The following is a 21637-nucleotide window of genomic DNA, read 5'->3' as shown; positions in this document are numbered from 1 at the left end:
CCCCGTCCGCGGCTTGACCTGGATACGCAGCGATTCTGTCCCGGAGAGCGATGGCGGGTCCCGACACGTTCTAGACGGCGTCTAGACGCGCCGCACAGGCTTTCCCAGGGGGCCGATTAGGGGTTGGTGGGGCAATGCGCGCTCGTTAACCTCCGGGAGGATGGTGCCTAAGGCGCGTGGAGGAGAGTCGTGCGCGTTCTGATCGCGACATACTCCGAAAAGACACATTTCCTGGGGATGGTTCCGCTCGCGTGGGCGCTGCGGACCGCGGGCCACGAGGTGCTCGTGGCCAGCCAGCCGGAGTTGATCGACGCCATCGCGGGCACCGGCCTCACCGCCGTGCCCGTCGGCCGCGACCACTCGCTCTACCGGCGTTTCGCCTGGGCCAGGCTCCAAGGGCTGGACGACGACCCCGGCTTCTTCGACGTGGGCGACCGCTGGCCCGACGACCTTACCTGGTCGCGCGTCCGCTGGGGTTATCGCGAAGTGGTCACCTGGTGGTGGAAGGTCGTCAACGAGCCGATGCTCGACGACCTGGCGGACCTGTGCCGCGCCTGGAGGCCCGACCTCGTCCTCTGGGAGCCCGGCACCCACGCCGCCCCCGTGGCCGCCGCGGCCTCGGGCGCCGCCCACGGCCGGGTGCTGTGGAGCGCCGACCTGTACGGCCGCATGCGCGCGGACTTCCTCAGGCTCGCCGCCGAGCAGCCGGCGTCCGAGCGCGAGGACGCCCTGGGCGAATGGCTGGCCGCGCGGATCTCGGCGTACGGCGGCGCCTTCTCCGAGCACATGACCCGCGGCCACTTCACCGTCGACCCCATGCCGCGCTCGATCGGCCTCGACAGCGGCGTACGGCGGGTGCCCATGCGCTACGTCCCCTACAACGGGCGGGCCGTGGTGCCCGACTGGCTGCGGGAGCCCGCCGACCGGCCGAGGGTGTGCCTGACGATGGGGGTGTCGGCCGACGAACGGCTCGGCAGGCACGCCGTCTCCGTCAGCGACGTGCTCGACGCGCTGGCCGACCTCGACGTGGAGATCGTGGCCCCACTGCCGCACGCCCCTCCCGGGTTCACGGCCCCGCCGAACGCCCGCGTGACCGGCTTCGTGCCCTTGCACGCCCTGCTGCCGACCTGCGCCGCGATGATCAACCACGGCGGCCCCGGAACGGTCTGCACCACGCTGTTCCACGGGGTGCCCCAACTGCTGCTCCCCCGCACCCTGCTGGACGATCCGCTGGTCGCGCGGAACATCGCCGAGCAGGGGGCGGGGCTGGCCCTGCCGAGCGCCGAGGCGACCGGGACGGCCGTCCGAGAGCACCTGCTGCGGCTGCTCGACGAGCCCTCCTTCGCGGAGGGGGCCGCCCGGCTGCGCGAGGAGATGCTCGCCATGCCCGGCCCGAACGCGGTCGTCCCTCTCCTCGAAGAGCTCACCGCCACCTACCACGGCTCCCCACCACGGCCCCCCATCACAGCTCCACGGCCCAGCTCCACGGCCCACCGCTCCACCGCTCCACCGCTCCACCGCTCCACGGCTCCACCGCTCCACGGCTCCACGGCCCATGACGAAACACGGTGAACGCGATGTCGACGATCCAGAGGAACCACATCTCCGACAGCCGGTTGACCGAGCCGGTCACCCCGCAGGGACGCGCCCTCCTCGACCTCATCTCCCCGCACCTGCCGCAGATCCGCGCCGGGGCGGCCGACAACGACCGGAACGGCACGTTCCCCGTCGAGTCCTTCGAGGCGCTGCGCGAGGATGGCGTGCTCGGCGCCACCGTCCCCACCGAGCTCGGCGGCCTGGGCGTGCAGTGCGTCCACGACGTGGCCCTCGCCCTGCTGCACGTGGCGCAGGCCGACGGCTCCACCGCGCTGGCCCTGCACATGCAGCTCAGCCGCGCGCTGACCCTCACCTACGACTGGGCGTACGGCCCGCCCGCGACCCGCGCCCTCGCCGGCAGACTGCTCAAGTCCATGGGGTCGGGCGAGGCCGTGGTGCCCACCGGGGTGAAGGACATCCCGAGGAACGGCGTGCGCACCGTGCTCACCCCCGACGGCGCGGGCGGCTGGCTGCTGTCCGGCGGCAAGACACTCGTCAGCCTGGCACCGATGGGCACGGACTTCGTGGTGTTCGCGGTGATGGAGGGCGACGAGAAGCCGGCCCGGCAGGCCGCCGCGGTGCTGCCGCGCGAGACGCCCGGCTTCACCGTGCTCGACAACTGGGACGGCCTGGGGATGCGCGCCTCCGGCAGCGTCGACATCGTCTTCGACAACTGCCGCGTGCCGGGCGACAGCGTGTTCCACCGTGGGCCGATCGGGCAGCAGGACGTGGCCGCGCTCGCCGGCATGACCGTCAGCTCGATCAACATGCTGGGCATCTACACGGGTCTCGTCCAGGCGGCGCGGGACATCGCGGTGGAGACGGTGGCGCGGCGCGGATCCCCGCCGGCGGGGGTGAGCACACTGGTGGCCGAGATCGACGCCCGGCTGTTCGCCGTACGCTCCACCGCCGCCGCGGCGCTGGCGGCGGTCGACCGGCTGCTGTTCGACGTGGGCGGCGACATGGCCGAGCGGGGCCGCCGCATGATGACGCCGTTCCAGCACGCCAAGCTGGTCGTCAACAGGCTGGGACCGGAGATCGTCAACGACTGCCTGGTGCTCGTCGGCGGGGCCTCCTACTCCGCGCGCCACCCTTTGGCTCGCCTCTACCGCGACGTGCGCGCGTTCGCGTTCATGCACCCCTTCACCTACGCCAACGCCGTCGATTACCTGAGCGGCCAGGCGTTCGGCCGCGACCTCTTCTAAGGACCGCCGCAATGCGCGTGCTGATCGCCACATTCGCCGAGAAGACCCACTTCCTGGGTATGGCGCCGCTCGGGTGGGCCCTGCGCAACGAAGGCCACGAGGTCCTGGTGGCCAGCCAACCCGAGCTGACCCCCGTGATCGCCGCGACCGGGCTCACCGCGGCCCCCGTCGGCCGCGACCACCTGCTCCCGCAGGTGGCCGCGTGGGCCCGCCGGCTCGGTCAGGGCGGCGAACCGGCCTTCGACCTGCTGGCCCGGGAGCCGGAGCGACTCACGTGGGAGCACCTCCAGCGCGGCTACCGCGAGGCGCTGCTGCCGCTGTGGTGGAAGGTCATCAACGAGTCGATGATGACCGAGCTGACCGAGTTCTGCCGGTGGTGGCGGCCCCATCTGGTGATCTGGGAGCCGCTCACCTACGCCGCGCCCGTCGCCGCACGGGCGTGCGGCGCCGCGCACGGACGCCTGCTGTTCGGGCTCGACCTCGCCGCGCGGCTGCGCGGCCACTACCTGCGGCTGATGGCCGGGCGTACCGGCGGTGACCGCACGGACGCGATGGCGTCGTGGCTGGGCAGCCGGGCGGCACGGCACGGCGGCTTGTTCTCCGAGAGCCTCACCCGGGGCGACTTCACGCTCGACTACATGCCGGACTCGCTCCGGCTGGACACCGCGCCGGGTGTGCGGAGGCTGCCGATGCGCTTCGTGCCGTACAACGGCAGGGCCGTCGTCCCGGACTGGCTGCGCGTGCCGCCGGACCGGCCGAGGGTGTGCCTGTCCCTCGGCAGCACCGCCACCGACAGGCTCGGCGGCTACGTGGCCCCGGTGAGCGAGGTCATGGAGGCGCTGGCGGACCTCCCCGTGGAGATCGTGGCCACCCTCCCTCCCGGCCGGCACACCGGCGTCGGCACGGCGCCGGACAACGTGAAGGTCGTCGGCTACACCCCTCTGCACGTCCTCGCACCGACCTGCGCCGCGGTCATCAACCACGGCGGGTCCGGCACGATCTGTTCGACCCTGCTGTACGGCGTGCCGCAGCTTGTCCTCCCCCACCACATGTTCGACGAGCCGCTGCTGGCCGACCTGCTGGTCAAGCAGGGCGCGGGGCTCGCGGTGCCCGCCGGAGAGCGGGACACGCCCGAGCGGACCCGCGCCGCGCTCCAGCGGATGCTGGCCGAGCCGTCCTTCTCGCGCGAGGCGGCGCGGCTGAGCGGCGAGATGCGGGCCATGCCCGGACCGAACGAGCTGGTGCCCGAGCTGGAGAGGCTCGCGGCCCGCGCCGCCTGACCGCTCCGGCCCGGGCACCCGCCCTCACACCACGCGCACGTCGGGGATGTAGAGGATCCACCGCCCGCCCGCGTCGCGGAACGCCTTCTCCTTGGCCATGATCTCCTCGGCGTGGTTCCAGGCGAACAGCAGCGCGTAGTCCGGGTAGGGGTCGGCGAACGCCTCGGGGGCGCGCACCGGGATGTGCGCGCCGGGCGAGAGCGTCCCCTGCTTGAACGGCGTGCTGTCGCTGATGAACTCGACCAGGTCGGAGTCCAGCCCGCAGAAGTTCGTCACGGTGGCGCTCTTGGCGGTGGCGCCGTACCCGACGACCCGCTTGCCCTCGTCGCGCAGCCGGCGCAGCAGCGCCACCAGCTCCGCCTTGTTGCGGTCGGCGTTCTCCCCGAAGGCCCGCAGCGTCTCCGGGTCGGTGAGCCACAGCCCCCGCTCCCACTCCACCAGCTCCGCCACGGCGGGGCTCGGCGTGCGGGTGCCCCGGTGGGCCAGCGTGTAGCGCACCTCGCCGCCGTGCGTGGGGAGCCGCTCGACGTCCACCAGCTCCAGGCCGAAGCGGGTCACCACGGTCTGGACGGATGTGGCGGTGAAGAGGAAGAAATGCTCGTCGTAGATCTGGTCGAAGGAGGTGCGCTCCACGATGTCGGCCCAGTACGGGTCCTCGAAGACGAACACTCCGCCGGGGGCGAGCAGGCGGGCCACCCCGCTGAAGATGGAGTCGACGTAGGCGATGTGAGACAGGGTGTTGGCCGCGTAGATGACGTCGGCCTGCCCGTCGTTTTCGAGGATGTCGAGCGCGACGGACTCCTCGAAGAAGTCGTTGCGCACCCGGATCCCCTTGGCCTTGGCCATCTCGGCCACGCCGCCCGAAGGCTCCACGCCGAGGTGCCTGACGCCCGCGTCGGCGATCGTCTTCAGCATGATCCCGTCATTGCTGCCGAGTTCGACGATGAAGGGGTCCTTCCCCGTGAGCTCGGACGTCAGGAAGTGCTTGGCCATCCCCTCGAAGTGGCTGCGCATGACCGACGAGCCCGAGGACACGTACGGGTAGCCCTCATGGAACATACGCTGCCGGTCCACCTCCTCCATGAGCTGCACCATGGTGCAGGAGGAGCAGGCGCCGACGCGCAGGCGGTAGAAGAACTCCTCCTGCGCCCCGCCCGGGCTGACGAACGCGTCGGCCACGGGCTGGCGTCCGAAGTCGAAGAACTCGCCGACCTGACCCGGGCAGACGCGGCATTGGGACGTGTTGGGCATGTGGTCTCCTCAGCACCTGTTGATCATTGGGAAGAGGGTTGGCGTCTCGCCGGCGGGACTCGTCGCCGCGCGGCGTCGCGAGAAGGCCCGGTCACGAGAAGTCCCCGTCACGCGAAGGCCGTGTCGGGCTGCTCCAGCCACCACGGGTTGGCCCGCGCCCACTCGATGGTCGCCGCGAGCCCGTCGTGCAGCGGGACCGTGCTCTGCCAGCCGAGCAGCGTGCGGACCTTGGTGGTGTCCGGGATGCGGCGGCTGAGGTCCTGGTAGGTGTCGCCGAACCGGCGCCGGGTGTCGACCGGCACCACCTCAAGGGCGCAGCCCGTCAGCTCGACGATGAGCTTGACCGCGTGGCCGATCGACATCTCGTCCGAGCAGCCCACGTTGAAGGACTCCCCTTCGGCCGCGGCGGCATCCGCGATCGCCAGGGTGGCCGAGACGGCGTCGTCGATGTAGGTGAAGCTGCGCGTCTGGCCGCCGTCGTCGTAGACCACCGGCGGCACGCCCCGCAGAGCGCGGTGGATGCTCCTGCTGACGAGGAAGGCGGGACGCTGGCCGGGGCCGTACAGGTTGAAGTAGCGGATGATGGACGCCCGCAGACCGCGCTGCCGGGCGAAGGCGAAGATGAGGTGTTCGGCCAGCGCCTTGCTGGTGGCGTAGCTCCAGCGGTCGGTGGCGGTGCTGCCGAGCAGCCGGTCGGCGTCCTCGCTCCAGGGCACGCCGGGGTTCTTGCCGAACACCTCGCTGGTGCTGGTGAAGATCACCTTGGCGCTGGCGCGTTCGGCCAGTTCGAGTACGTGCCTGGTCCCGATGAGGTTGATGTCGACCACGTCGAGCGGCCGTGCCAGGTAGAGGTCCACGCCCACGACGGCCGCGAGGTGGTAGACGACGTCGATGCCGCCGTCGATCACCGTGCTCAGGGCGTCGATGTCGCGGACGTCGCCGGTCACATACCTGACGCCGTCGGCGATGCCCGAGGGATGCGGCGGGCTGATGTCGAAGACGGTGACCTCGTCGCCCCGCTCCGCGAGGGCGCGGGCGAGATGGCGGCCGACGAATCCGGATCCGCCGGTGACGACGACGCGGGCGGCGCCGGTCCCCCTGCCCGCTGCCCTGTCCGCTGCCGTGCCCGCTGCCCTGTCCGCTGCCGTGCCCGCTGCCCTGTCCGCTGCCCTGTCCGCTCCCATGCCGGTCACCTGCCGATTCCGCGGTAGGAGAAGCCGGCCCGTTCCAGCCCGTCGATCTGCTCCCTCGACAGGTAGGCCCGCCCGTCCACCACCGCGCACCGGTCGGCGACCAGCGGTTTCAAGGCGGTCAGGTCGAGCTCCTTGAACGGCCGGTGCCAGGCCAGCAGCGCCAGGCAGTCGGCGTCGCGCACCGCCTCGGCCACCGAGGCGGCGGGGGTCGCGCCGAACGTCTTCTGCGCGTCGTCGGCGTCGGCCAGGGGGTCGTGCAGGCTGACCCGCGCCCCCGCCTCGCGCAGCGCCGCCACCACCGGCTCCACCGGCGTGGCGCGCAGGTCGCCCGTGTCGTTCTTGAAGGCCAGCCCGAGGACCGCCACCTTCGCCCCGGCGGGCGACTTGCCGTGCTTGGCCAGCTCCTCGACGATCAGCGACGCGGTGTGCCGCGGCATCGAGTCGTTGACCTTCCTGGCCGCGGGCACCGTACGCAGCTCCACACCCCGCTCCCGGGCGGAGTGGACGATCATCCACGGGTCCTTGGTCAGGCACGACCCTCCCACACCCACACTGGGCGTCAGGATGTTGATGTTGCCGTTGCCCTTGTCGATGGAGTTCGCCGCGGCGATCACTTCGAGCACGTCCACGTCGACCGCCCCGCACACCAGCGCCAGCTCGTTGGCCATCGCGATGTTGTGGTCGACCCACCAGTTGTTGGCCAGTTTGACCATCTCGGCGACCTCCGGCGAGGTGCAGGGCACGACCTCCACGCCCAGCCCGTCCTCCCAGAACACGGCCGCCGCCGCAGTGCTGTTGGCGTCCCAGCCGCCGATGACCACCGGGAAGCGCCGCAGCTCGCTCAGCGCCACCCCCTCGGACAGCCTCTCTGGGCAGAACGCCACACCGAAGTCGACGCCGGCGCGCAGTCCGCCCCGTTCGAGCAGCGGGACGAGCAGCTCCCGGGTCGTGCCCGGCGGCACGGTGCTTTTGAAGATCACGAGCCGGCCCGGCCGCAGGCACGCGCTCAGCGCCTCGCAGACGCCGCGCAGCTGGGTGTCGAGCAGCGCCCCGTCCTCCTGTACGGGCGTGCCCACCGCGATGACGACCACGTCCGCGGCCTCGACCGCCTCCTCATAGGACGTCGTGACGCGCAGGGCGGGAGTGCCCGCCAGCCGCGCGATGAGCTCCGGCAGTTCGGGCTCCTTGAACCGGCAATGCCCGCGGTTCATCTCCTCGACCAGTGTGCGGTCGGTGTCCACGCCGACCACCGGCATGCCGCGGTCCGCCAGAGCCGCGGCCAGGCACGATCCCACATAGCCGAGTCCGATGACCGCTGCCGTGACGCTCTCCCGGTCGGGAAGGAATCGCATGCGAGCTCCATTCGGCATTTCTCTATAAGTAGAAACATCCCCGTAATTCGATAATCACCGATCCCCATAATCGCCATTCGGTGGCGATGAACAACCCCTAGCCCGGCCCCTATCCTCTGGCGCCGCCGCATTTCCTCAGGCACATTTCAATTCAGCCGCCTGTTCTGGAGTAGCGATGAAGCCCTTGACGCTCACCGTGGTATCCGCCGGTCTCGGCCTGCCCTCCTCGACCGGCCGGCTCGCGAAGCTCCTCGCCACGGCGACTGAGAAGCACCTGGCGGGGGCATCTCCGCTGGACGTGGTGTCCGTCGAACTGCGCGACCTGGCCGTGGCCGTCGCCGCGCGGCTGGTCTCCGGCTCCCTCACCGACGAACTGCGCGCCGCGGTCGAGGCCGTCGTCAAAGCCGACGGCCTGATCGCCGTCACGCCGGTCTTCACCGCCTCCTACAGCGGGGTGTTCAAATCGTTCTTCGATCTGCTCGGCGAGGCGGCGCTCGACGGCGTCCCCGTGCTGATCGCCGCCTCCGGCGGCACGGCGAGGCACACACTCGCCCTGGAGCACGCCATGCGGCCGATGTTCACGCATTTGGGGGCTCACGCCGTACGCACGACGGTGTATGCGGCGCCCGGCGACTGGGGGTCGGACCGGCTGGAGGCCCGGATCGACAGGGCCGCGCGGGAACTCGCGGCCGCCTTGCCGGGCGGCGTGAGCCGTGTCAACGGCGACCGGTCCTGTCGGGCGGCCGGTACGGCGGTGCCGCCGAGCGGAGGTCTCTAGAGTGAGCGCATGGCTCACGACCTCCGAGGACCCGTCATCAGGCAGCTCGCCGAGTCCGGCGGACCGTTCCACCACTGGCGCGGCGACGACGAGGACGGCGGGATCTGGCTGTTCGAGACGGTCGAGGGCGAGGGAGAGCACTGGGCGGTGCGGCAGATCGAGATCGACCCCGCGCGGGTCCCCCACCGGTATTGGTGGCGGCATCTGGAGGACCGGCGCGGGTTCCTCACCGACCAGGCGGTGGAGATCTGGAGCCTGACGCAGATCTCCGCCGAGGCGTTCGAGGCCGTCTGGCGGTCGCAGGATTAGTGCGTCGTCAGTACGCCAGGGCCTGCTTGTCGTAGCGTTTCGCCATGAACGGCGCCTTGAACTTCGGATAGGCCACCGTCTTCACGTCGCCGTCGGAGGTGTATCTCTTGTCGGGGTTCGCCTTCAACCAGTCCAGCCACGCGCCGGAGCAGAACCGCACGCAGTCGCCGGCCTTGGCGCCGGAGCGGATGCGGGGGATGCCGACCGCGTTGTAGTCCTTGCTGTACGGCGAGGGCGCCGGGTTGTAGCCCGCCAGGAACACTCCGCCGTAGTCGTAGTTGACGCTTCCGGAGCTGCCTTTGCGCGCCCAGTCGGCCTTGTCGGGCTGGTTGCCGTACGGCAGAGCCAGCGTCACCGGCGTGGCCTCCTTGACCAGGTCCGTGATCAGCTTGTGGCCGGCCGCGACCTGCGCGAGCACGTCCTTCTTGTCTCGGCCGCGAAGGTTGTGGTGGTCACGCGTGTGGTTGCCCACGTCGAAGCCGTTGTTGCGGAGCCAGGTGATCATCTGGGCCTGCTCCTCGGGGGTGGACACACCGAACATGTCACGTGTCACGTAGAAGGTGCCGACGGGCCGGAAGCCGGGGTGGCGGCGGCCCACGTCGAGCAAAATGCCCACCGCGGTGTCCGCCTTGGGCACGCCCATGCCGTCCAGCGTCAACTGCGACGGCGACGAGTCGTCAAAAGTCAGCACGACGGGGTGTTTGCCGGCCGGGATGTTTATCCGTCCCGTCGCGTACTCGGCCGCGGTGATCGGCACATATCCCTCGGCCGCCAGCCGTACCATCTCGGTCCGGAACTGCTTGGGCGTCAAATCGTCGACCGTCGCGGGCTTTTCGACGATGCGGTGGTACATCAGCACCGGAATCTGCCCCAGTTCGTTCGCGCGCGCCTTGGCCGCCGCCGCGAGGCTCGCCACACGGGCCGCCGCCGCCTTGGCCTGCGCGGCGCTCGCCTGCACCTGCGGCGAGACGGCTTTGGGCTGCTCCTTGCCCAGCCACGGCAGGCACCCCGATAGGGCCACAACGCTCAACGACAGAATTCCAATACGGCCGATTCGCAAGTACACCATGGCTCCCCCAGCCAATGCGTGAAGACAATGGTCTTCTTCCCCGCTGACCTGCGGTTTCATCTCCATGGCGGGACACCATCAGGGCAAGAGCAGCCCTAGCGCCGGAAACCCTGCGGCGTTCGAGCCGCACCACCGGGCGGGATCAGTCTAAAGAGACGATCGGGGTGATATATCACCCAATGGCCGATAAACCATCCGGCGCGGATAAGACACGGATAGGACTATCGGATAGGACTATGGATAGGACTATGGATAGGACTATGGATAGGACTATGGATAGGACGTGGATAGGACATGGATAAGACACCGCATCGCCGCTCACGTTTTTCCGAATTTGATTACCGGACGCATTTCCGGCGCCTTCCTCAGCGGTGCCCCCGTCACCACCCCGTCGCGGAAACGGGACCGGCCGCACCGAGGACTCATTCCTGAGGAGGCGGGACGATCACCGTGGGGCAGCGGCCGTGATGGAGCAGGGCGTGACCCGCCGAACCCAGCACAAGCCCGGTGAAACCACCACGCCCCCGGGAACCGACCACGATGAGCTGGGCCGACACCGACGCCTCCGACAGCACCTCACCCGGGTGCCCTTCGGCGTCCCGCGTGGTCACCGGAACGGACGGATAGCGTGCCCGCAACGACTCCAACTGCTCGGCCACCGCCGTACAGGCGGCCTGTTTCGCGTATTCGCGCCGGGCCCTCCACCCCCGAGGCACGTCGACGCCGCCGCGCGCCTCGGGCTCGACCCGCTCATGGGCCCCAGCGACCTCCTCCATCGCGCGGGGCAGCCTGGCCACGACGTGGATCGCCCGCACGCCGGCGCCCCGCAGCGCGGCCTCCGCGAAGGCGAACGCGGCGGCGGCCGTACTCCCCTCCGAGCCGTCCACGCCCACCACCACATCGCCCCGCGCGGTGGAGCCCCCGGCGCGGACCACGGCCAGCGGGCACGCCGTACGGCCCGCCACCCCGAGCGCCACCGAGCCGAGCAGCAGCCCCCGGAAGCCGCCGATGCCGTGGTTTCCCACCACCAGCAGGTCCGTCGATCGCGACATGTCGATCAGCACCCGCCGCGAGTCGCCGGGCACCGCCTCCGCGTTCACCTCGACGGCCGGCCTGTCCTCCCGGACGTGCTCGACCGCGTCCCGCAGGACCGACTCCGCGCCCTCCCGCATCCAGCGGCCCACTTCCCCGTACGGCGCGTCCTCCACCATCGTGCGGACCCACCGCGGAATCACGTGGACCAGCCGCAACGGCACCTTCCTCAGCGCCGCCTCCCGCGCGGCCCACGTCGCCGCCTCCAGCCCGGCGGCCGACCCGTCCACCCCCGCCACGATCATGTCCGCTCACCTCCCCGCGAGCGATGTCATGCCCCTGATCTGGGAGAACATCCCTCTTCCCTGTGTATGGAGAAGGCCGGAACCCCTCGCGATCCACGCTCGCTGTCGGTGGCGGCCTCTATGCTGCCTGGCGAGTGTTCGGCGCAGGGATCTCCGGCGCGCGGCCTTCCAATCGCACGGGAGCGCAGGTGCGGAAACTCGGCGCGCAGGTGGTGGGAGGTGAACCCCTTGAACCGGTCGGCCGTATGCGACGGCGGGTTCTTCGGGTGCGGCTTGACCAACAGGTGCACGTGGTCGGGCATCACCCCAAGCGCCGCGATCTCCCGGCCGTGCTCGTCCGTTATAGCAGCGCTGCACATCTGACACGCGATGAACGGAGACCTCTGATGCGCAGACCAGACAGGTCACTGCACGCTCGGGCCGTGGCGGCCCTCCCGCTCCCGATTCACCCGTCGCCTAAAGGCGACGGTCCCCTCGGGAGACTCTGATGGGCGCCTGGGACTACGGACCGTTCGACAACGACGGCGCTCTCGATCTGCTCGGCGAGTTGGACGGCGTCGACGATGTCGCGGCGGCGGTGACGAGGGCCATGCGCGAGATGCTCGACGCCGACGACTACATCGAGGGGCCCGACATGTCGGGCGCGGTGGCCGTGGCCTGCCTGGTCGCCGCCCGCCGGTCCCGCTCCCCCGAGGCCGGGAACGCGAGCACATGGCTCACCGCCAATCCCTTCGACGTATCCGACGACCTGCGCAAGCTCGCCGCCGAGACGCTGGAGCGCGCGCTTCGCCCGGACGACAACGAGCTCTACGACCTGTGGGCCGAGGCCGAAGCGCTCGACATCTGGACCACCCGCCTGCAGCCCTACCGCACCGCCCTCCGCTAAAGGGAGCTCCGCCAGCCCGCCGGATCTGCCGACCCGGTCCCCGACCGCACGAGCGGGCCCGGCCACCGGGCGGAGCTGACAATGTACGGCTTGGGCCCCTCCAGGTCCACAGCGAGGATCTTGGCCGTGCAGAAGGAGGCGACGCGGCGCGCGGCCGTCGCCTCCTTCCCGAACCGCCCCCGCAGGGCGGGGTCGTCCGCCGCGTCGCCATGGAGGACCTTGAGCGCGACGCGCGCACCGTCGGAATCGTATGCCTCGTAGACGACGCCCTGCCCGCCCGCGCCGAGACGCCCGGCCAGCCAGAAGTCGCCCAGACTGGGCCGGGTCGCCGGGGAGCAGGGCGGATGCCCTGGCCATATGCCATTCCTCTCGTGCGACCTACGCGGGATCGTGTTCTTGAGAGGCGCGTGTCTCAACCTCGCCAGTACCCTCTGACGCCCTGGGCCGCGCTTTGGTTCGCGGCGGCGTCGAACTCGCTCCCCGCCGAACCCTCCCGCGGCGCAGCTTTGGGCCCCGTCGATCAACGCCGATTCCAGGACAAATAGGTGCTAATGTCGCGATCATGGGTGCCCGACCAGACCGCGGGAGATCGAGGAGGCAGCGGGAATGAAACGGCGTCCTCGCCTGAGTACGGCCGCGGCCCTCGCGACCGCCGCCGCCCTCCTCCTCGTCTCCTGCGGAGGCGGCGGCCCACGCCGGGTCACGCCCGACGCCGCGCTGGACGCCCAGTGCGACTCCGTGCCTTCCGGCGCGGAACGCGTCGTCGTCGAGGCCATCGACGGCGTCCGCCTGGGCGCGGCCGTCATCGGCTCGCCGTCCGCCGACGTCGTGGTCGTCGTCGTCCACGGCGGCACCCAAACCCTGTGCGACTGGCTTGAGGAGGCGGCGCGGCTCGCCAAGACCCATGGCGTCCGCGTCATCGTGCCTGATCGCCGGGGCTTCGGATCCAGCGAGGGGAGGGCCGAAGCCCACCTCTACCCCAGCGACACCGTCGACGCGGCCTTTCTGATGTCGCACAAGTGGGCGGTCACCACCCGGTACCGATCGGGGCGGGACAAGCCGGCCTTCGTCATGCTCGGCGCGTCCTACGGCGCGCCGATCGCGCTGATGGCCGCCATGCCCGAGTCGCTCCAGGAGAGGCTCGGCCCCACCGACGCTTTGATGCCGCTCCGCATGCCGCCTTCCTGCGCTGCGGTTGTGATCTCGCCGGCGCTCTCGATCGAGGAGCCTGCCGGGCGGCTCAGGCCGGTGAACATGTCCTCCTTCGCCCCGTCCCTCTGGATCGCCGCCGAAGAGGGCAGCCCCGCCATCGCGGCCAACGCCCGGACCTTGGCCACCCGAATGCCCGCCAAGGAGAAGCCACATCTTCTTCTCGTTCCAGGCACCCTGCACGGCAGCGGCCTCCTCAACGACGACGCCCGCGTCCGGGAGCTGGTCGACCGGGCCGTCACGTCCTGCGCACCGAAGCATCGTGGTGACACATTGCGGGGAAGCCAAGAATCGTGATTGCCGGTGATTGTGAGCAATCGAAGGCTTCGATGCTCTTTTATCGCTTTGGTCAGCATGCCGGTACCGTTTTCACCATGACCGTGGTGATCGACAAGGTGTGGCCGCGTACGGCCGGCAGGATCGACGGGGAGCTGGTCCTCGGCGGGGTCGGCGTGCGCGCCCTGGCCGCCGAGTACGGCACGCCCGCCTACGTGCTCGACGAAGAGGATTTCCGAGGGCGTGCCCGCGCCTGGCGCGACGCGCTTCCCGACGGGGAGGTCCACTACGGGGGCAAAGCGTTCCTGTGCCCGCTGATCGCCACCTGGCTCGCCGAGGACGGCCTGTCCCTCGACGTCTGCACGGGAGGCGAACTGGCCGTCGCCCTCGCCGGAGGCATGCCCGCCGAGCGCATCACGTTCCACGGCAACAACAAGTCGGTCGCCGAGCTGCGCCGCGCCGTCGCCACCGGGGTCAACGCCGTCGTCCTCGACTCGTTCATCGAGATCGAACGCCTCGCCGAGGTCGCCCGCGAGGCCGGCGTACGGCAGCGCGTGATGATCCGCGTCACCCCCGGCGTCGACGCCCACACCCACGAGTTCATCGCCACCGGCGGCGAACGGTCCAAGTTCGGGTTCTCCCTGGGCCTCGGCCTGGCCGCCGAGGCCGTCGCGGCGGTGGCGGCGGAGCCGTACCTCGACCTCGTCGGGCTGCACTCCCACATCGGCTCCCAGCTCGTCGACCTCGCCGGGTTCGCGCAGGCCGCGGCCAGGATGGCCGCCTTCCTGGCCGAGTGCGAGGCCAGGCACGGCATCCGCATCCCCAAGCTGGACCTCGGCGGGGGGCTCGGCATCGCCTACCGCGCCGAGGACCCGGCGCCGCCCACCCCCGCCGAGCTGGTCGCGGTGCTGCGGGACGCCCTCGCAGGCCTGGCCGCTCCCCCGGTCCTCGCCGTCGAACCGGGGCGTTCGATCGCGGGCCCCACCACGGTCGCGCTCTACGAGATCGGCACCGTGAAGGAGATCCCCGGCGTCGGCGTCTACGTGAGCGTGGACGGCGGCATGAGCGACAACCCGCGGCCCGCGATGTACGGCGCCGCCTACACCGCCGCCCTCGCGAACCGCGTGTCCGACGCCCCGGCCCGGCCGGTCAACCTCGTCGGCAAGCATTGCGAGAGCGGCGACATCCTCGGCTGGGACATGCCGCTCCCCGCCGACACCCGCCCGGGCGACCTGCTCGCCATCCCCGCCTCGGGCGCCTACCAGCGGTCCATGGCGAACAACTACAACCACGTCCTGCGTCCGCCCGTGCTCGCCGTACGCGGCGGGCGGGTCACCGTCGCCGTCCGCCGCGAGACCGAGGACGACCTGCTGCGGCTCTACACCTCCTGAGCCTCCGCCGTACGGCACGGCCTGCCGTACGGCATGGCCCGGCGGCACGGCCCGGCGGCACAGCCCGGCGGCACAGCCCGGCGGCACAGCCCGACGGCACAGCCCGACGGCCGTCACGCAGGACCGGCCCACGCCCGGCGCGTCACCGACGCGCCGGGCGTTCGCTTCCGCCGTCCCGGGCAACCTTCCTCCGCGCTGGCCGCGTAATACGGGTGAACTTCACTACTGAGGGAGACCCGTGAATCGTGGACCGATCGGAGTACGAGGCTTTTGTCGCGGGGGCATGGCCCCGGTTGCTCCGAACCGCCTACCTGCTCACCCGGGATTGGGCGACCGCCGAGGACCTGGTGCAGACGGCGCTGTTCAAAGCCTGGAGCGCCTGGGGCCGCATCGGGGATGAGCGCGAAGCCTACGTTCGAAAGATCATGTTCAACGCCCACCTGTCGTGGTGGCGGCGGAAGCGGCGCACGGCGGAGATCACGACCGACGTGCCGCCCGACCGGGGACAGGCCGCCGACCACAGCGGCGAGATCGACGAACGCGAGCTCGTCTGGAAGGCCCTCGGCCGCCTGCCGCCCAGGCAGCGGGCAGTGGTGGTCCTGCGGTTCTTCGAGGACCTGACCGAGGCCCAGACGGCCGACACGCTCGGATGCAGCGTGGGGACGGTCAAGAGCCAGACCAGCAAGGCGCTGGCCAAACTGCGGGTCGACGACGCGGTCACCTCGACGTTCGCGACGAGAAGGAGGTAAGCCTCGATGCCCATCAACCAACGTGATCTCCGTGAACTTCTGGACGAACGCAGTAGACCCGCCTCCGAACGGCCCGTCCCCTGGCCGGAGCTGCGGGCGCGGCTCCGCGGCTCCCGGCGCCGGCGCCTCACAGCCGCGGCGCTGACCGCCACCGCCGGCGCAGCGGCAGTGGCTGTCGCCGTCACCGTCCTCCCAGCGGGAAACGTCGTCACCGCGCCGGACCGCAGCAACGACACCCGAGTCCTCGCCGCCCCCAGCGGCCCGTTCCAGCCGCAGATTGTGGAATCGGACGGCACGGTCTACCGCAGACTGGCCACGGCCATGCTCGACCCGCTGTCGAAGAAGCCGACGAGCGTGGACGTGGAGCTCAGCGGAAAACCCCTCGCCGTCCTGTGGGACTGCCCCGGCGGGCTGGCGGCTCAATACAACTTTCCGCTCGTCACCGCCGAGGTTCCGGGGGCCTCCGTGCCGATCGGCCTGTCACCGAACGGCACGCTGACGGGCACATGCCAGGACGGCAGGCCCATCGACATGCAGCCCCTCCCCGCCGGTGCGCGCCGGGCCACGCTCACCTTCGCCGCGGGCGCCGCAGACCCCGCCACAAGGCCCAGGAAACTGCCGGTGTGGCGGTTCGGCGTCTACGAATGGACACCGCCCGGCCCTGGCGAAGCGGTGCCTCCCTCCCCTTTGACGCCCGCGCCGATCGAGGGGCGGACCGTGGTGGGAACGACCCGCGGCACGTGGCCGGCGACCCAGGAGTTGAAGATCACCGTCCCCGCCAAGGGCAGGAACTTCACGTTCATCACGTACTGCGGAAAGCACTTGGCCCGCCGCATCGCGGGTGATCTTCGGATCAACGGCCGCCTGATCAACGCTCCCGTCACCGTCACGTGCTTCGACCCGTCGCTCCAGGCTCGGGGTCACCGAATCTTCACCATGCTCGGTGACGCCGATTCCCGGGGCCGGAAGACGATCACTATCAGCGTTCGCCTCAGAACGCACATCTCCCACTACCGGCAGCGGCCCGGCGCCCTTTCCCTCGTCGTCTACAAAGACCGCGGATAGGCCGGGAACCGGGACGCGCCCGCGGCCCGTCGCCTCCCGTGCCGCACAGGTCCTGCCATTCCCCCGTCCGGACCGGCCTACCGGACCGGACGGGGGGACGATCTGCCTGTTCAGGGCCGGGGAGGAACGGGCCTGATCGGTCGCGGGCGTCAGCGGGCGAAGACCACCAGGTTGTCGCGGTAGCTGCCGCGCTTGCGGTCGAAGGTGCCGCCGCAGGTGATGAGGCGGAGCTGGGCGTCCTTCGTCGAGCCGTAGACGGCCCGGGAGGGAACGCGGGTCTTGTTGTAGCGTGCCAGTTTGGTGACCCGGAACGTGACGGTCGTGCCGTCGGCACGGTCCACGTGCACCTTGTCACCAGCGCGCATCTGGCGCAGCCGGTAGAACACGGCGGGGCCGGACTTGGAGTCGACGTGCCCGGCGATCACCGCCGCGCCCCGCTCTCCCGGCTCGGGGCCCTGCCGGTTCCAGCCGGCCTTGGTGAAGCTCTTCGGCGCGGCCAGGCGGCCCGAGGAGCCGATCTTCAGCGGGATGATCTTGGTGGACACACCGATCGCGGGGATGCGGAGCCGTACCGGGTCGGCCACCTGAACGTTCCACATGCCGCCCGCGCCCGTGTCCACGCCGCCGCGCGGCACCCGCCGGTCGTCATCGTCATCGTCGTCATCGTCGTCGTCCGACATGCCCCCTGCGCCCGTGTCCACGCCACCCCGCGGCACCCGCCGGTCGTCATCGTCATCGTCATCGTCGTCGTCCGACGCCCCGCCCGCACCCGTGTCCACACCGCCGCGCGGTACGCGGTGGTCGTCGTGCTCATCGTCGTCATCCCGACCTCCGCGTCTGTCGCCGTCATCATCGCCGTCATCGTCGTTGTCGCCGCCGTCGCCGTCATCGTCGTCGCGAAGATCGGCCTGCGGAGCGGCGCCCGCCGCCTGAGGAGGTGCGGTCTGTCCGGCGGCCTGAGCCGCGCCCTGCGCGGTGAAACCGAGGACGACCGCGAGAACGAGCATCGTTCGCCGCATCGTCAGCGTCATGAGGGGCTCCCGAGTCCTTACCGCAGTCCTTCTGCGGATGACTAAAGGCTGTTTTGTCACAGTTACGCCACCATGAAGTGCCTATGAGAGGCCGTTCACTCGCCCACTCGCGCCGTACGGCAGCGCCCTCCAGCGGCACATCTCACCAATCACGACATAAGCACGTAAATACTCACAAAGACCGCAGTTCAGTGAAAGCGAGTACACTCTCTGAATTTCAATTCAAGCCCACAGTCCATCTCAGATCGGTCACAAATCCCCAGGTGGCCAGCCCGTACCCCCGCATAACACCCCTTATCCCCCTTAAGAGTATTGACGCCCCCAGCCTCGACACCCTTGCCCGGACTTGTCCGGTTACCAGATTCTCTCGGAACCCGTCCCAAACATGGAGGAAGCAACCCATGAGGTTCCGCGGAAGACTCTGGATCGGCGCCACGGCAGGAGCACTTGTCCTCGCGACGATCGCTCCGGCCGTCGCGGCGAGTTCGCCGACCCCGCCAAGCACTTCCAGCGCGTCGGGGGCTCCCGCCACGGCCCCCGCAGCGCAGGCGGGTCTGGAGAAGGCGGTGGCCGCTGCGATGCTCAGCCGCAGCGGCCTCAGCTCGGCGGCACTGGCCTCCAAGAAGCAGCAGCCGCAGGTCAACGCGCAGCGGCAGAGCGGCATGTGGTCGTTCGGCACGAGCGTCATCACGGCCGCGCAGGGCGACCACACCGCCCCGGAGGGGTGGTTGTTCGTCGCGGAATCGGTGAACGGCCAGTGGAAGGTGGGGCTGGAGGGCACTCCGGCCTTCGCCGAGATGATCGCCCGGTCCCCCGACGCTCTGGTGGACCGGGCGGAGAAGCAGACGTTCGCCAACAACGCCCGCAACGCCCCGAAGGCCGCGACCGCGTTGCAGGCCAGGACGGGGTTGGCTCTGCCGTACCCGCAGGGAGAGAGTTGGGCGATCATCGGGGGGCCTCACGGGTGGAGCGGGCAGCCCCGTCCGTGGAGTTCGATCGACCTCAACAAGACCTTCGGCAGGGGAAGCTACCGCGTCCTGGCCGCGCAGTCCGGGCGCGCCTATGACATGTGCCGCAACGGCGGGCACGTCCGGATCGTGCATGACAACGGCTGGACCACGGAGTACTACCACCTGGCCAATGAGATCCGCCCCAACGGCACCCCGGTCAAGATGGGCGACTACCTCGGCATGACCAGCACCCGCATCCCCTGCGGAGGCTCGGCCGGCAGCAACCATGTCCACTTCGGCCTGAAGCAGGGCGGCTCGTTCGTGCCGCTGGCCGGCAAGACGATCGGCGGCTGGACCTTCGTCGAGGGCTCCCGCGCCTACAGCGGCAGCGCCCGCCGGGGCGGGACGACGGTGGGCGTGGGCGGCTTCATCCAGAACTACGGCACCGAGACGACCACGCAGCCGAACCCCGAGCCGTCGCCGACGGTGTCCCCGAGCACGCCGCCCTGCTCGCAGGAGAAATGACCCCCTCCCCGAAAGAGTGATCTGCATCACATTCCCGCATGCGCACGGGCTTCCGATAACAGGGCGATAACGACCTGCTTACATAGAGTTGTCCTATAACTACTTAACTACCCCAATAGACATCGCGGGGCTCCCCCGACAAGATGTGGGCTCCGAAGGCTTACGGCGTCATCAGGAGTCCTGCGATGTCACGGCGTATCACCCCGTCGGGTTCCATGGAGGCCAGCCCCGAGCTGAACACCGCCTTGCGCAGCGGGCCCTTCGATCGGGCACTTCAACTGGCGATCCAGTCGCGCGGGCTGAGCCTGGAACGCATCCACGCCCGGCTCACCGAGCGCGGCATCCCCGTCAGTGTGGCGAGTCTCAGCTACTGGCAGCGCGGCCTGTGCCGTCCGGAGCGGGCGCGTTCGCTCCGGGCGGTCAGGGTGCTGGAGGAGATCCTCGATCTCGAACCCGACTCCCTGGTCACACTCATCGGCCCCCGCCGCCCGAGGGGCCGCTGGCTGGAGCACGTCCCCGGATCGCTCACCTATGAGGATGTGTGCGTCGTCCACGGCGGCCTGTCCGATCTGCTGGACGACATCGACAACCCGGTCGACGGCCAGTTGGAGACGCTCAGCCACCACGAGACCTACCTCGTGGGGCCGCGCCGGGAGGAGCTCGCCGCCCGGTCGCGCGTGGTGTTCCGGGCGCGGCGGGCCGGCGTAGACCGCTACGTGGCGATCCACCACAACGAGGAGCGCGTGGCCCCCATCGACGTCACCAGCGACCTGTGCAGGGTGGGCCGGGTGCGGTCGGACCCGGAGCGGGGCCTGACAGCGGCGGAGCTGATCTTCGACCACCCGCTGGCGCAGGGCGAGACCTACGTCATCGACTACGCGTTCACCAACCCGGGCGGCGGACCTCCCAGCATGCAGTGGGTCCGGGGGTTCCGCTTCCCGACCCGCGAATACCTGCTGCAGGTCCGCTTCGACGAACAGGCACTCCCGGCGCGCTGCTACCAGATCTGGCAGCCCAACATCGAGACCGAGCCCACCGACCGCCGGGAGCTGCGGGTCAGCAACTGGAACTCGGTCCACATCTTCGATTTCGAATCCCGCGCCGGAGTGCACGGCATCCGCTGGGAGTGGAACTGAACGCATCACCCGGACAGCGCATCAGGGAAAAATCCCTAAAATCCCTGGTTGTCAGAAGGAGGGGAAGCTGGTTGTGTGACGTGGCGTGAGCACCTATTCCGCAGAGATAAACCGGGAAAATCCGGCATATCTCATCTTCCTTCTGGACCACTCCTACTCCATGACCGGCCCCCTCGCCGGGCTCTCCCAGCGGAGCAAGGCGCAGGCGCTGGCGAAGGTGGTCAACGACAGCCTCCTGGAGCTGGTCCTCGCCTGCAAACGCGACATCGACCGGCCCGCCCGGGAATACTGCGACGTCAGCCTGATCGGCTACTCCGACGAGGTGCGCCTCCTGACGCCGAACCCCATCGTCTCGGTGCCCGAGCTCGAACGTACGGCGCAAGCCATACCATCGAGCGGCTCCGGCGACGGCGGCGACCTGTCGGCCTCCTTCGGGTGGATCACTCCGGCGGCGGGAGGGAAGACGGCGATGTGCGCCGCGCTCACCGAGGCGGCCAGACTGGCGGGCGAGTGGATCGCCCGCCACCCGGACGCCCTGCCGCCCATCGTGCTGAACATCACCGACGGCGCCGCCACCGACGGCGACCCCCGCGTTCAAGCGGCCCACCTCACCAACCTGTCGACCACCGACGGCAACGTGCTGCTCTTCAACATCCACCTGTCCGAGATCAAGGGACACGCCATCTTCTTCCCGGCGAAACCCCCGATCGTGGTCGACCCCAATGCCCGCGTGCTGTTCGAGGCGTCCAGCACGATCCCCCGGCAGATGGCCGACCTCGCCGACTTCCCCATCGAACCAGAGGCGAGGGGTTTCGCCTTCAATGCAGAAGAGTCCCAGCTTGTGGCATTCCTCGACCTCGGAACCCGCCCTGTCCGGCAGTGGGTCTGATCCCCGCCTCCGCTGGGAGGCCCTCTCGGTCCCCAAGTCCGGGGAGCGCGGCGACGACGCCTACGCCTTCCACGCGTCGGACGACGGCTCCGGCGGGAGCCGGGTGGCGTTGAGCGACGGCGCCGGCAGCGCGATCGACGCGGGGCGGTGGGCGGCGGTC

21 protein-coding genes are annotated in these 21637 nt (G+C 70.2%); 13 read left to right on the top strand and 8 right to left on the bottom strand.

Going from position 1 to position 21637, the window contains the following annotated elements:
• Positions 1-189 precede the first annotated feature (189 nt).
• Genes BLQ73_RS23465 through BLQ73_RS23455 form a run of 3 tightly spaced genes read left to right on the top strand, consistent with a single transcriptional unit; the run spans position 190 to position 4081 of the window.
• The gene (locus BLQ73_RS23465; RefSeq protein WP_093173404.1) at positions 190-1572 is read left to right on the top strand and encodes an activator-dependent family glycosyltransferase; all 1383 of its coding nucleotides are present in this window, start codon (positions 190-192) and stop codon (positions 1570-1572) included.
• A gap of 5 nt (positions 1573-1577) precedes the next feature.
• The gene (locus tag BLQ73_RS23460) at positions 1578-2801 is read left to right on the top strand and encodes an acyl-CoA dehydrogenase family protein (RefSeq protein ID WP_093173446.1); all 1224 of its coding nucleotides are present in this window, start codon (positions 1578-1580) and stop codon (positions 2799-2801) included.
• Positions 2802-2812: 11 nt separating this feature from the next.
• Positions 2813-4081: an activator-dependent family glycosyltransferase gene (locus BLQ73_RS23455; RefSeq protein ID WP_093173402.1), complete on the top strand. Its 1269-nt coding sequence runs from the start codon at positions 2813-2815 to the stop codon at positions 4079-4081.
• A 24-nt stretch (positions 4082-4105) separates the two neighbouring features.
• Here the strand turns inward: BLQ73_RS23455 and BLQ73_RS23450 are convergent, their stop codons facing one another.
• The 3 genes from BLQ73_RS23450 to BLQ73_RS23440 form a co-directional block, all read right to left on the bottom strand.
• Positions 4106-5332 (bottom strand): class I SAM-dependent methyltransferase, encoded by a 1227-nt coding sequence (locus BLQ73_RS23450; protein WP_093173400.1) that lies wholly within the window; start codon positions 5330-5332, stop codon positions 4106-4108.
• Positions 5333-5439: 107 nt separating this feature from the next.
• A complete protein-coding gene (locus tag BLQ73_RS23445; protein WP_093173444.1) occupies positions 5440-6516 on the bottom strand; it encodes an NAD-dependent epimerase/dehydratase family protein in 1077 nt (358 codons plus the stop codon).
• 5 nt (positions 6517-6521) lie between these two features.
• Entirely contained in the window at positions 6522-7877 is a 1356-nt protein-coding gene (locus BLQ73_RS23440) for a nucleotide sugar dehydrogenase (protein WP_093173398.1), read from the bottom strand.
• A gap of 175 nt (positions 7878-8052) precedes the next feature.
• On the opposite strand from BLQ73_RS23440, the gene BLQ73_RS23435 reads away from it, so the two are divergent.
• Positions 8053-8655, top strand: coding sequence for a CE1759 family FMN reductase (locus BLQ73_RS23435; RefSeq protein ID WP_093173396.1), 603 nt, complete (start codon positions 8053-8055; stop codon positions 8653-8655).
• Positions 8656-8664: 9 nt separating this feature from the next.
• Entirely contained in the window at positions 8665-8964 is a 300-nt protein-coding gene (locus BLQ73_RS23430; RefSeq protein ID WP_093173394.1) for a hypothetical protein, read from the top strand.
• Between the two features lie 7 nt (positions 8965-8971).
• Here BLQ73_RS23430 and BLQ73_RS23425 read toward each other — a convergent pair whose 3' ends face one another.
• The 3 genes from BLQ73_RS23425 to BLQ73_RS34240 form a co-directional block, all read right to left on the bottom strand.
• Complete coding sequence (locus BLQ73_RS23425) at positions 8972-10033, bottom strand: polysaccharide deacetylase family protein (protein WP_093173392.1); 1062 nt, start codon at positions 10031-10033, stop codon at positions 8972-8974.
• 422 nt (positions 10034-10455) lie between these two features.
• A complete protein-coding gene (locus BLQ73_RS23420; protein WP_093173390.1) occupies positions 10456-11370 on the bottom strand; it encodes a universal stress protein in 915 nt (304 codons plus the stop codon).
• Positions 11371-11396: 26 nt separating this feature from the next.
• A complete protein-coding gene (locus tag BLQ73_RS34240; protein ID WP_275936314.1) occupies positions 11397-11729 on the bottom strand; it encodes a transposase in 333 nt (110 codons plus the stop codon).
• A 128-nt stretch (positions 11730-11857) separates the two neighbouring features.
• Here BLQ73_RS34240 and BLQ73_RS23410 point away from each other — a divergent pair, with 128 nt between their 5' ends.
• On the top strand, positions 11858-12256 hold the full coding sequence (locus BLQ73_RS23410; RefSeq protein WP_093173388.1) for a DUF4259 domain-containing protein: 399 nt from the start codon (positions 11858-11860) through the stop codon (positions 12254-12256).
• Here BLQ73_RS23410 and BLQ73_RS23405 read toward each other — a convergent pair.
• Entirely contained in the window at positions 12253-12672 is a 420-nt protein-coding gene (locus BLQ73_RS23405) for a protein kinase family protein (RefSeq protein WP_093173386.1), read from the bottom strand. The two genes, BLQ73_RS23410 and BLQ73_RS23405, sit on opposite strands and share 4 nt — an antisense overlap.
• Before the next feature lie 190 nt (positions 12673-12862).
• Between BLQ73_RS23405 and BLQ73_RS23400 the strand changes: the two genes are divergently transcribed.
• The 4 genes from BLQ73_RS23400 to BLQ73_RS23385 all read left to right on the top strand — a co-directional run bounded on the left by BLQ73_RS23400 (position 12863) and on the right by BLQ73_RS23385 (position 16946).
• Positions 12863-13762, top strand: a complete 900-nt coding sequence (locus BLQ73_RS23400) for an alpha/beta fold hydrolase (RefSeq protein ID WP_093173384.1) — start codon at positions 12863-12865, stop codon at positions 13760-13762.
• Between the two features lie 77 nt (positions 13763-13839).
• A complete protein-coding gene (gene lysA, locus BLQ73_RS23395) occupies positions 13840-15132 on the top strand; it encodes a diaminopimelate decarboxylase (RefSeq protein ID WP_245691314.1) in 1293 nt (430 codons plus the stop codon).
• Positions 15133-15377: 245 nt separating this feature from the next.
• Entirely contained in the window at positions 15378-15881 is a 504-nt protein-coding gene (locus tag BLQ73_RS23390; RefSeq protein WP_093173380.1) for a SigE family RNA polymerase sigma factor, read from the top strand.
• A gap of 6 nt (positions 15882-15887) precedes the next feature.
• A complete protein-coding gene (locus BLQ73_RS23385; protein ID WP_093173378.1) occupies positions 15888-16946 on the top strand; it encodes a hypothetical protein in 1059 nt (352 codons plus the stop codon).
• 149 nt (positions 16947-17095) lie between these two features.
• On the opposite strand, the gene BLQ73_RS33550 is transcribed toward BLQ73_RS23385, so the two are convergent.
• Positions 17096-17977, bottom strand: coding sequence for a class F sortase (locus BLQ73_RS33550; RefSeq protein WP_218125975.1), 882 nt, complete (start codon positions 17975-17977; stop codon positions 17096-17098).
• Positions 17978-18378: 401 nt separating this feature from the next.
• On the opposite strand from BLQ73_RS33550, the gene BLQ73_RS23375 reads away from it, so the two are divergent.
• The 3 genes from BLQ73_RS23375 to BLQ73_RS23365 all read left to right on the top strand — a co-directional run bounded on the left by BLQ73_RS23375 (position 18379) and on the right by BLQ73_RS23365 (position 21477).
• The gene (locus BLQ73_RS23375; RefSeq protein WP_143020398.1) at positions 18379-19452 is read left to right on the top strand and encodes a M23 family metallopeptidase; all 1074 of its coding nucleotides are present in this window, start codon (positions 18379-18381) and stop codon (positions 19450-19452) included.
• 185 nt (positions 19453-19637) lie between these two features.
• The gene (locus tag BLQ73_RS23370) at positions 19638-20588 is read left to right on the top strand and encodes a hypothetical protein (RefSeq protein WP_093173374.1); all 951 of its coding nucleotides are present in this window, start codon (positions 19638-19640) and stop codon (positions 20586-20588) included.
• An 85-nt stretch (positions 20589-20673) separates the two neighbouring features.
• Positions 20674-21477, top strand: coding sequence for a vWA domain-containing protein (locus tag BLQ73_RS23365; protein WP_093173372.1), 804 nt, complete (start codon positions 20674-20676; stop codon positions 21475-21477).
• The last annotated feature ends 160 nt before the right edge of the window (positions 21478-21637 follow it).

It is taken from the genome of Sinosporangium album (assembly GCF_900100605.1).
Lineage (GTDB): Bacteria > Actinomycetota > Actinomycetes > Streptosporangiales > Streptosporangiaceae > Sinosporangium > Sinosporangium album.
Note: the sequence above shows the minus strand (reverse complement) of the source record. Positions and strands in the feature narration are given on the sequence as shown.

Bases quoted from the DNA above. Each gene is read 5' to 3' on its own strand.
- BLQ73_RS23385 (WP_093173378.1), top strand. From the start codon at position 15,888: ATGCCCATCAACCAACGTGATCTCCGTGAACTTCTGGACGAACGCAGT.
- BLQ73_RS23370 (WP_093173374.1), top strand. From the start codon at position 19,638: ATGTCACGGCGTATCACCCCGTCGGGTTCCATGGAGGCCAGCCCCGAG.
- BLQ73_RS23420 (WP_093173390.1), bottom strand. From the start codon at position 11,370: ATGATCGTGGCGGGGGTGGACGGGTCGGCCGCCGGGCTGGAGGCGGCG.
- BLQ73_RS23445 (WP_093173444.1), bottom strand. From the start codon at position 6,516: ATGGGAGCGGACAGGGCAGCGGACAGGGCAGCGGGCACGGCAGCGGAC.
- lysA (WP_245691314.1), top strand. From the start codon at position 13,840: ATGACCGTGGTGATCGACAAGGTGTGGCCGCGTACGGCCGGCAGGATC.
- BLQ73_RS34240 (WP_275936314.1), bottom strand. From the start codon at position 11,729: ATGTGCAGCGCTGCTATAACGGACGAGCACGGCCGGGAGATCGCGGCG.
- BLQ73_RS23410 (WP_093173388.1), top strand. From the start codon at position 11,858: ATGGGCGCCTGGGACTACGGACCGTTCGACAACGACGGCGCTCTCGAT.
- BLQ73_RS23460 (WP_093173446.1), top strand. From the start codon at position 1,578: ATGTCGACGATCCAGAGGAACCACATCTCCGACAGCCGGTTGACCGAG.
- BLQ73_RS23430 (WP_093173394.1), top strand. From the start codon at position 8,665: ATGGCTCACGACCTCCGAGGACCCGTCATCAGGCAGCTCGCCGAGTCC.
- BLQ73_RS23455 (WP_093173402.1), top strand. From the start codon at position 2,813: ATGCGCGTGCTGATCGCCACATTCGCCGAGAAGACCCACTTCCTGGGT.
- BLQ73_RS23425 (WP_093173392.1), bottom strand. From the start codon at position 10,033: ATGGTGTACTTGCGAATCGGCCGTATTGGAATTCTGTCGTTGAGCGTT.
- BLQ73_RS23435 (WP_093173396.1), top strand. From the start codon at position 8,053: ATGAAGCCCTTGACGCTCACCGTGGTATCCGCCGGTCTCGGCCTGCCC.
- BLQ73_RS23440 (WP_093173398.1), bottom strand. From the start codon at position 7,877: ATGCGATTCCTTCCCGACCGGGAGAGCGTCACGGCAGCGGTCATCGGA.
- BLQ73_RS33550 (WP_218125975.1), bottom strand. From the start codon at position 17,977: ATGACGCTGACGATGCGGCGAACGATGCTCGTTCTCGCGGTCGTCCTC.
- BLQ73_RS23450 (WP_093173400.1), bottom strand. From the start codon at position 5,332: ATGCCCAACACGTCCCAATGCCGCGTCTGCCCGGGTCAGGTCGGCGAG.
- BLQ73_RS23375 (WP_143020398.1), top strand. From the start codon at position 18,379: ATGAGGTTCCGCGGAAGACTCTGGATCGGCGCCACGGCAGGAGCACTT.
- BLQ73_RS23400 (WP_093173384.1), top strand. From the start codon at position 12,863: ATGAAACGGCGTCCTCGCCTGAGTACGGCCGCGGCCCTCGCGACCGCC.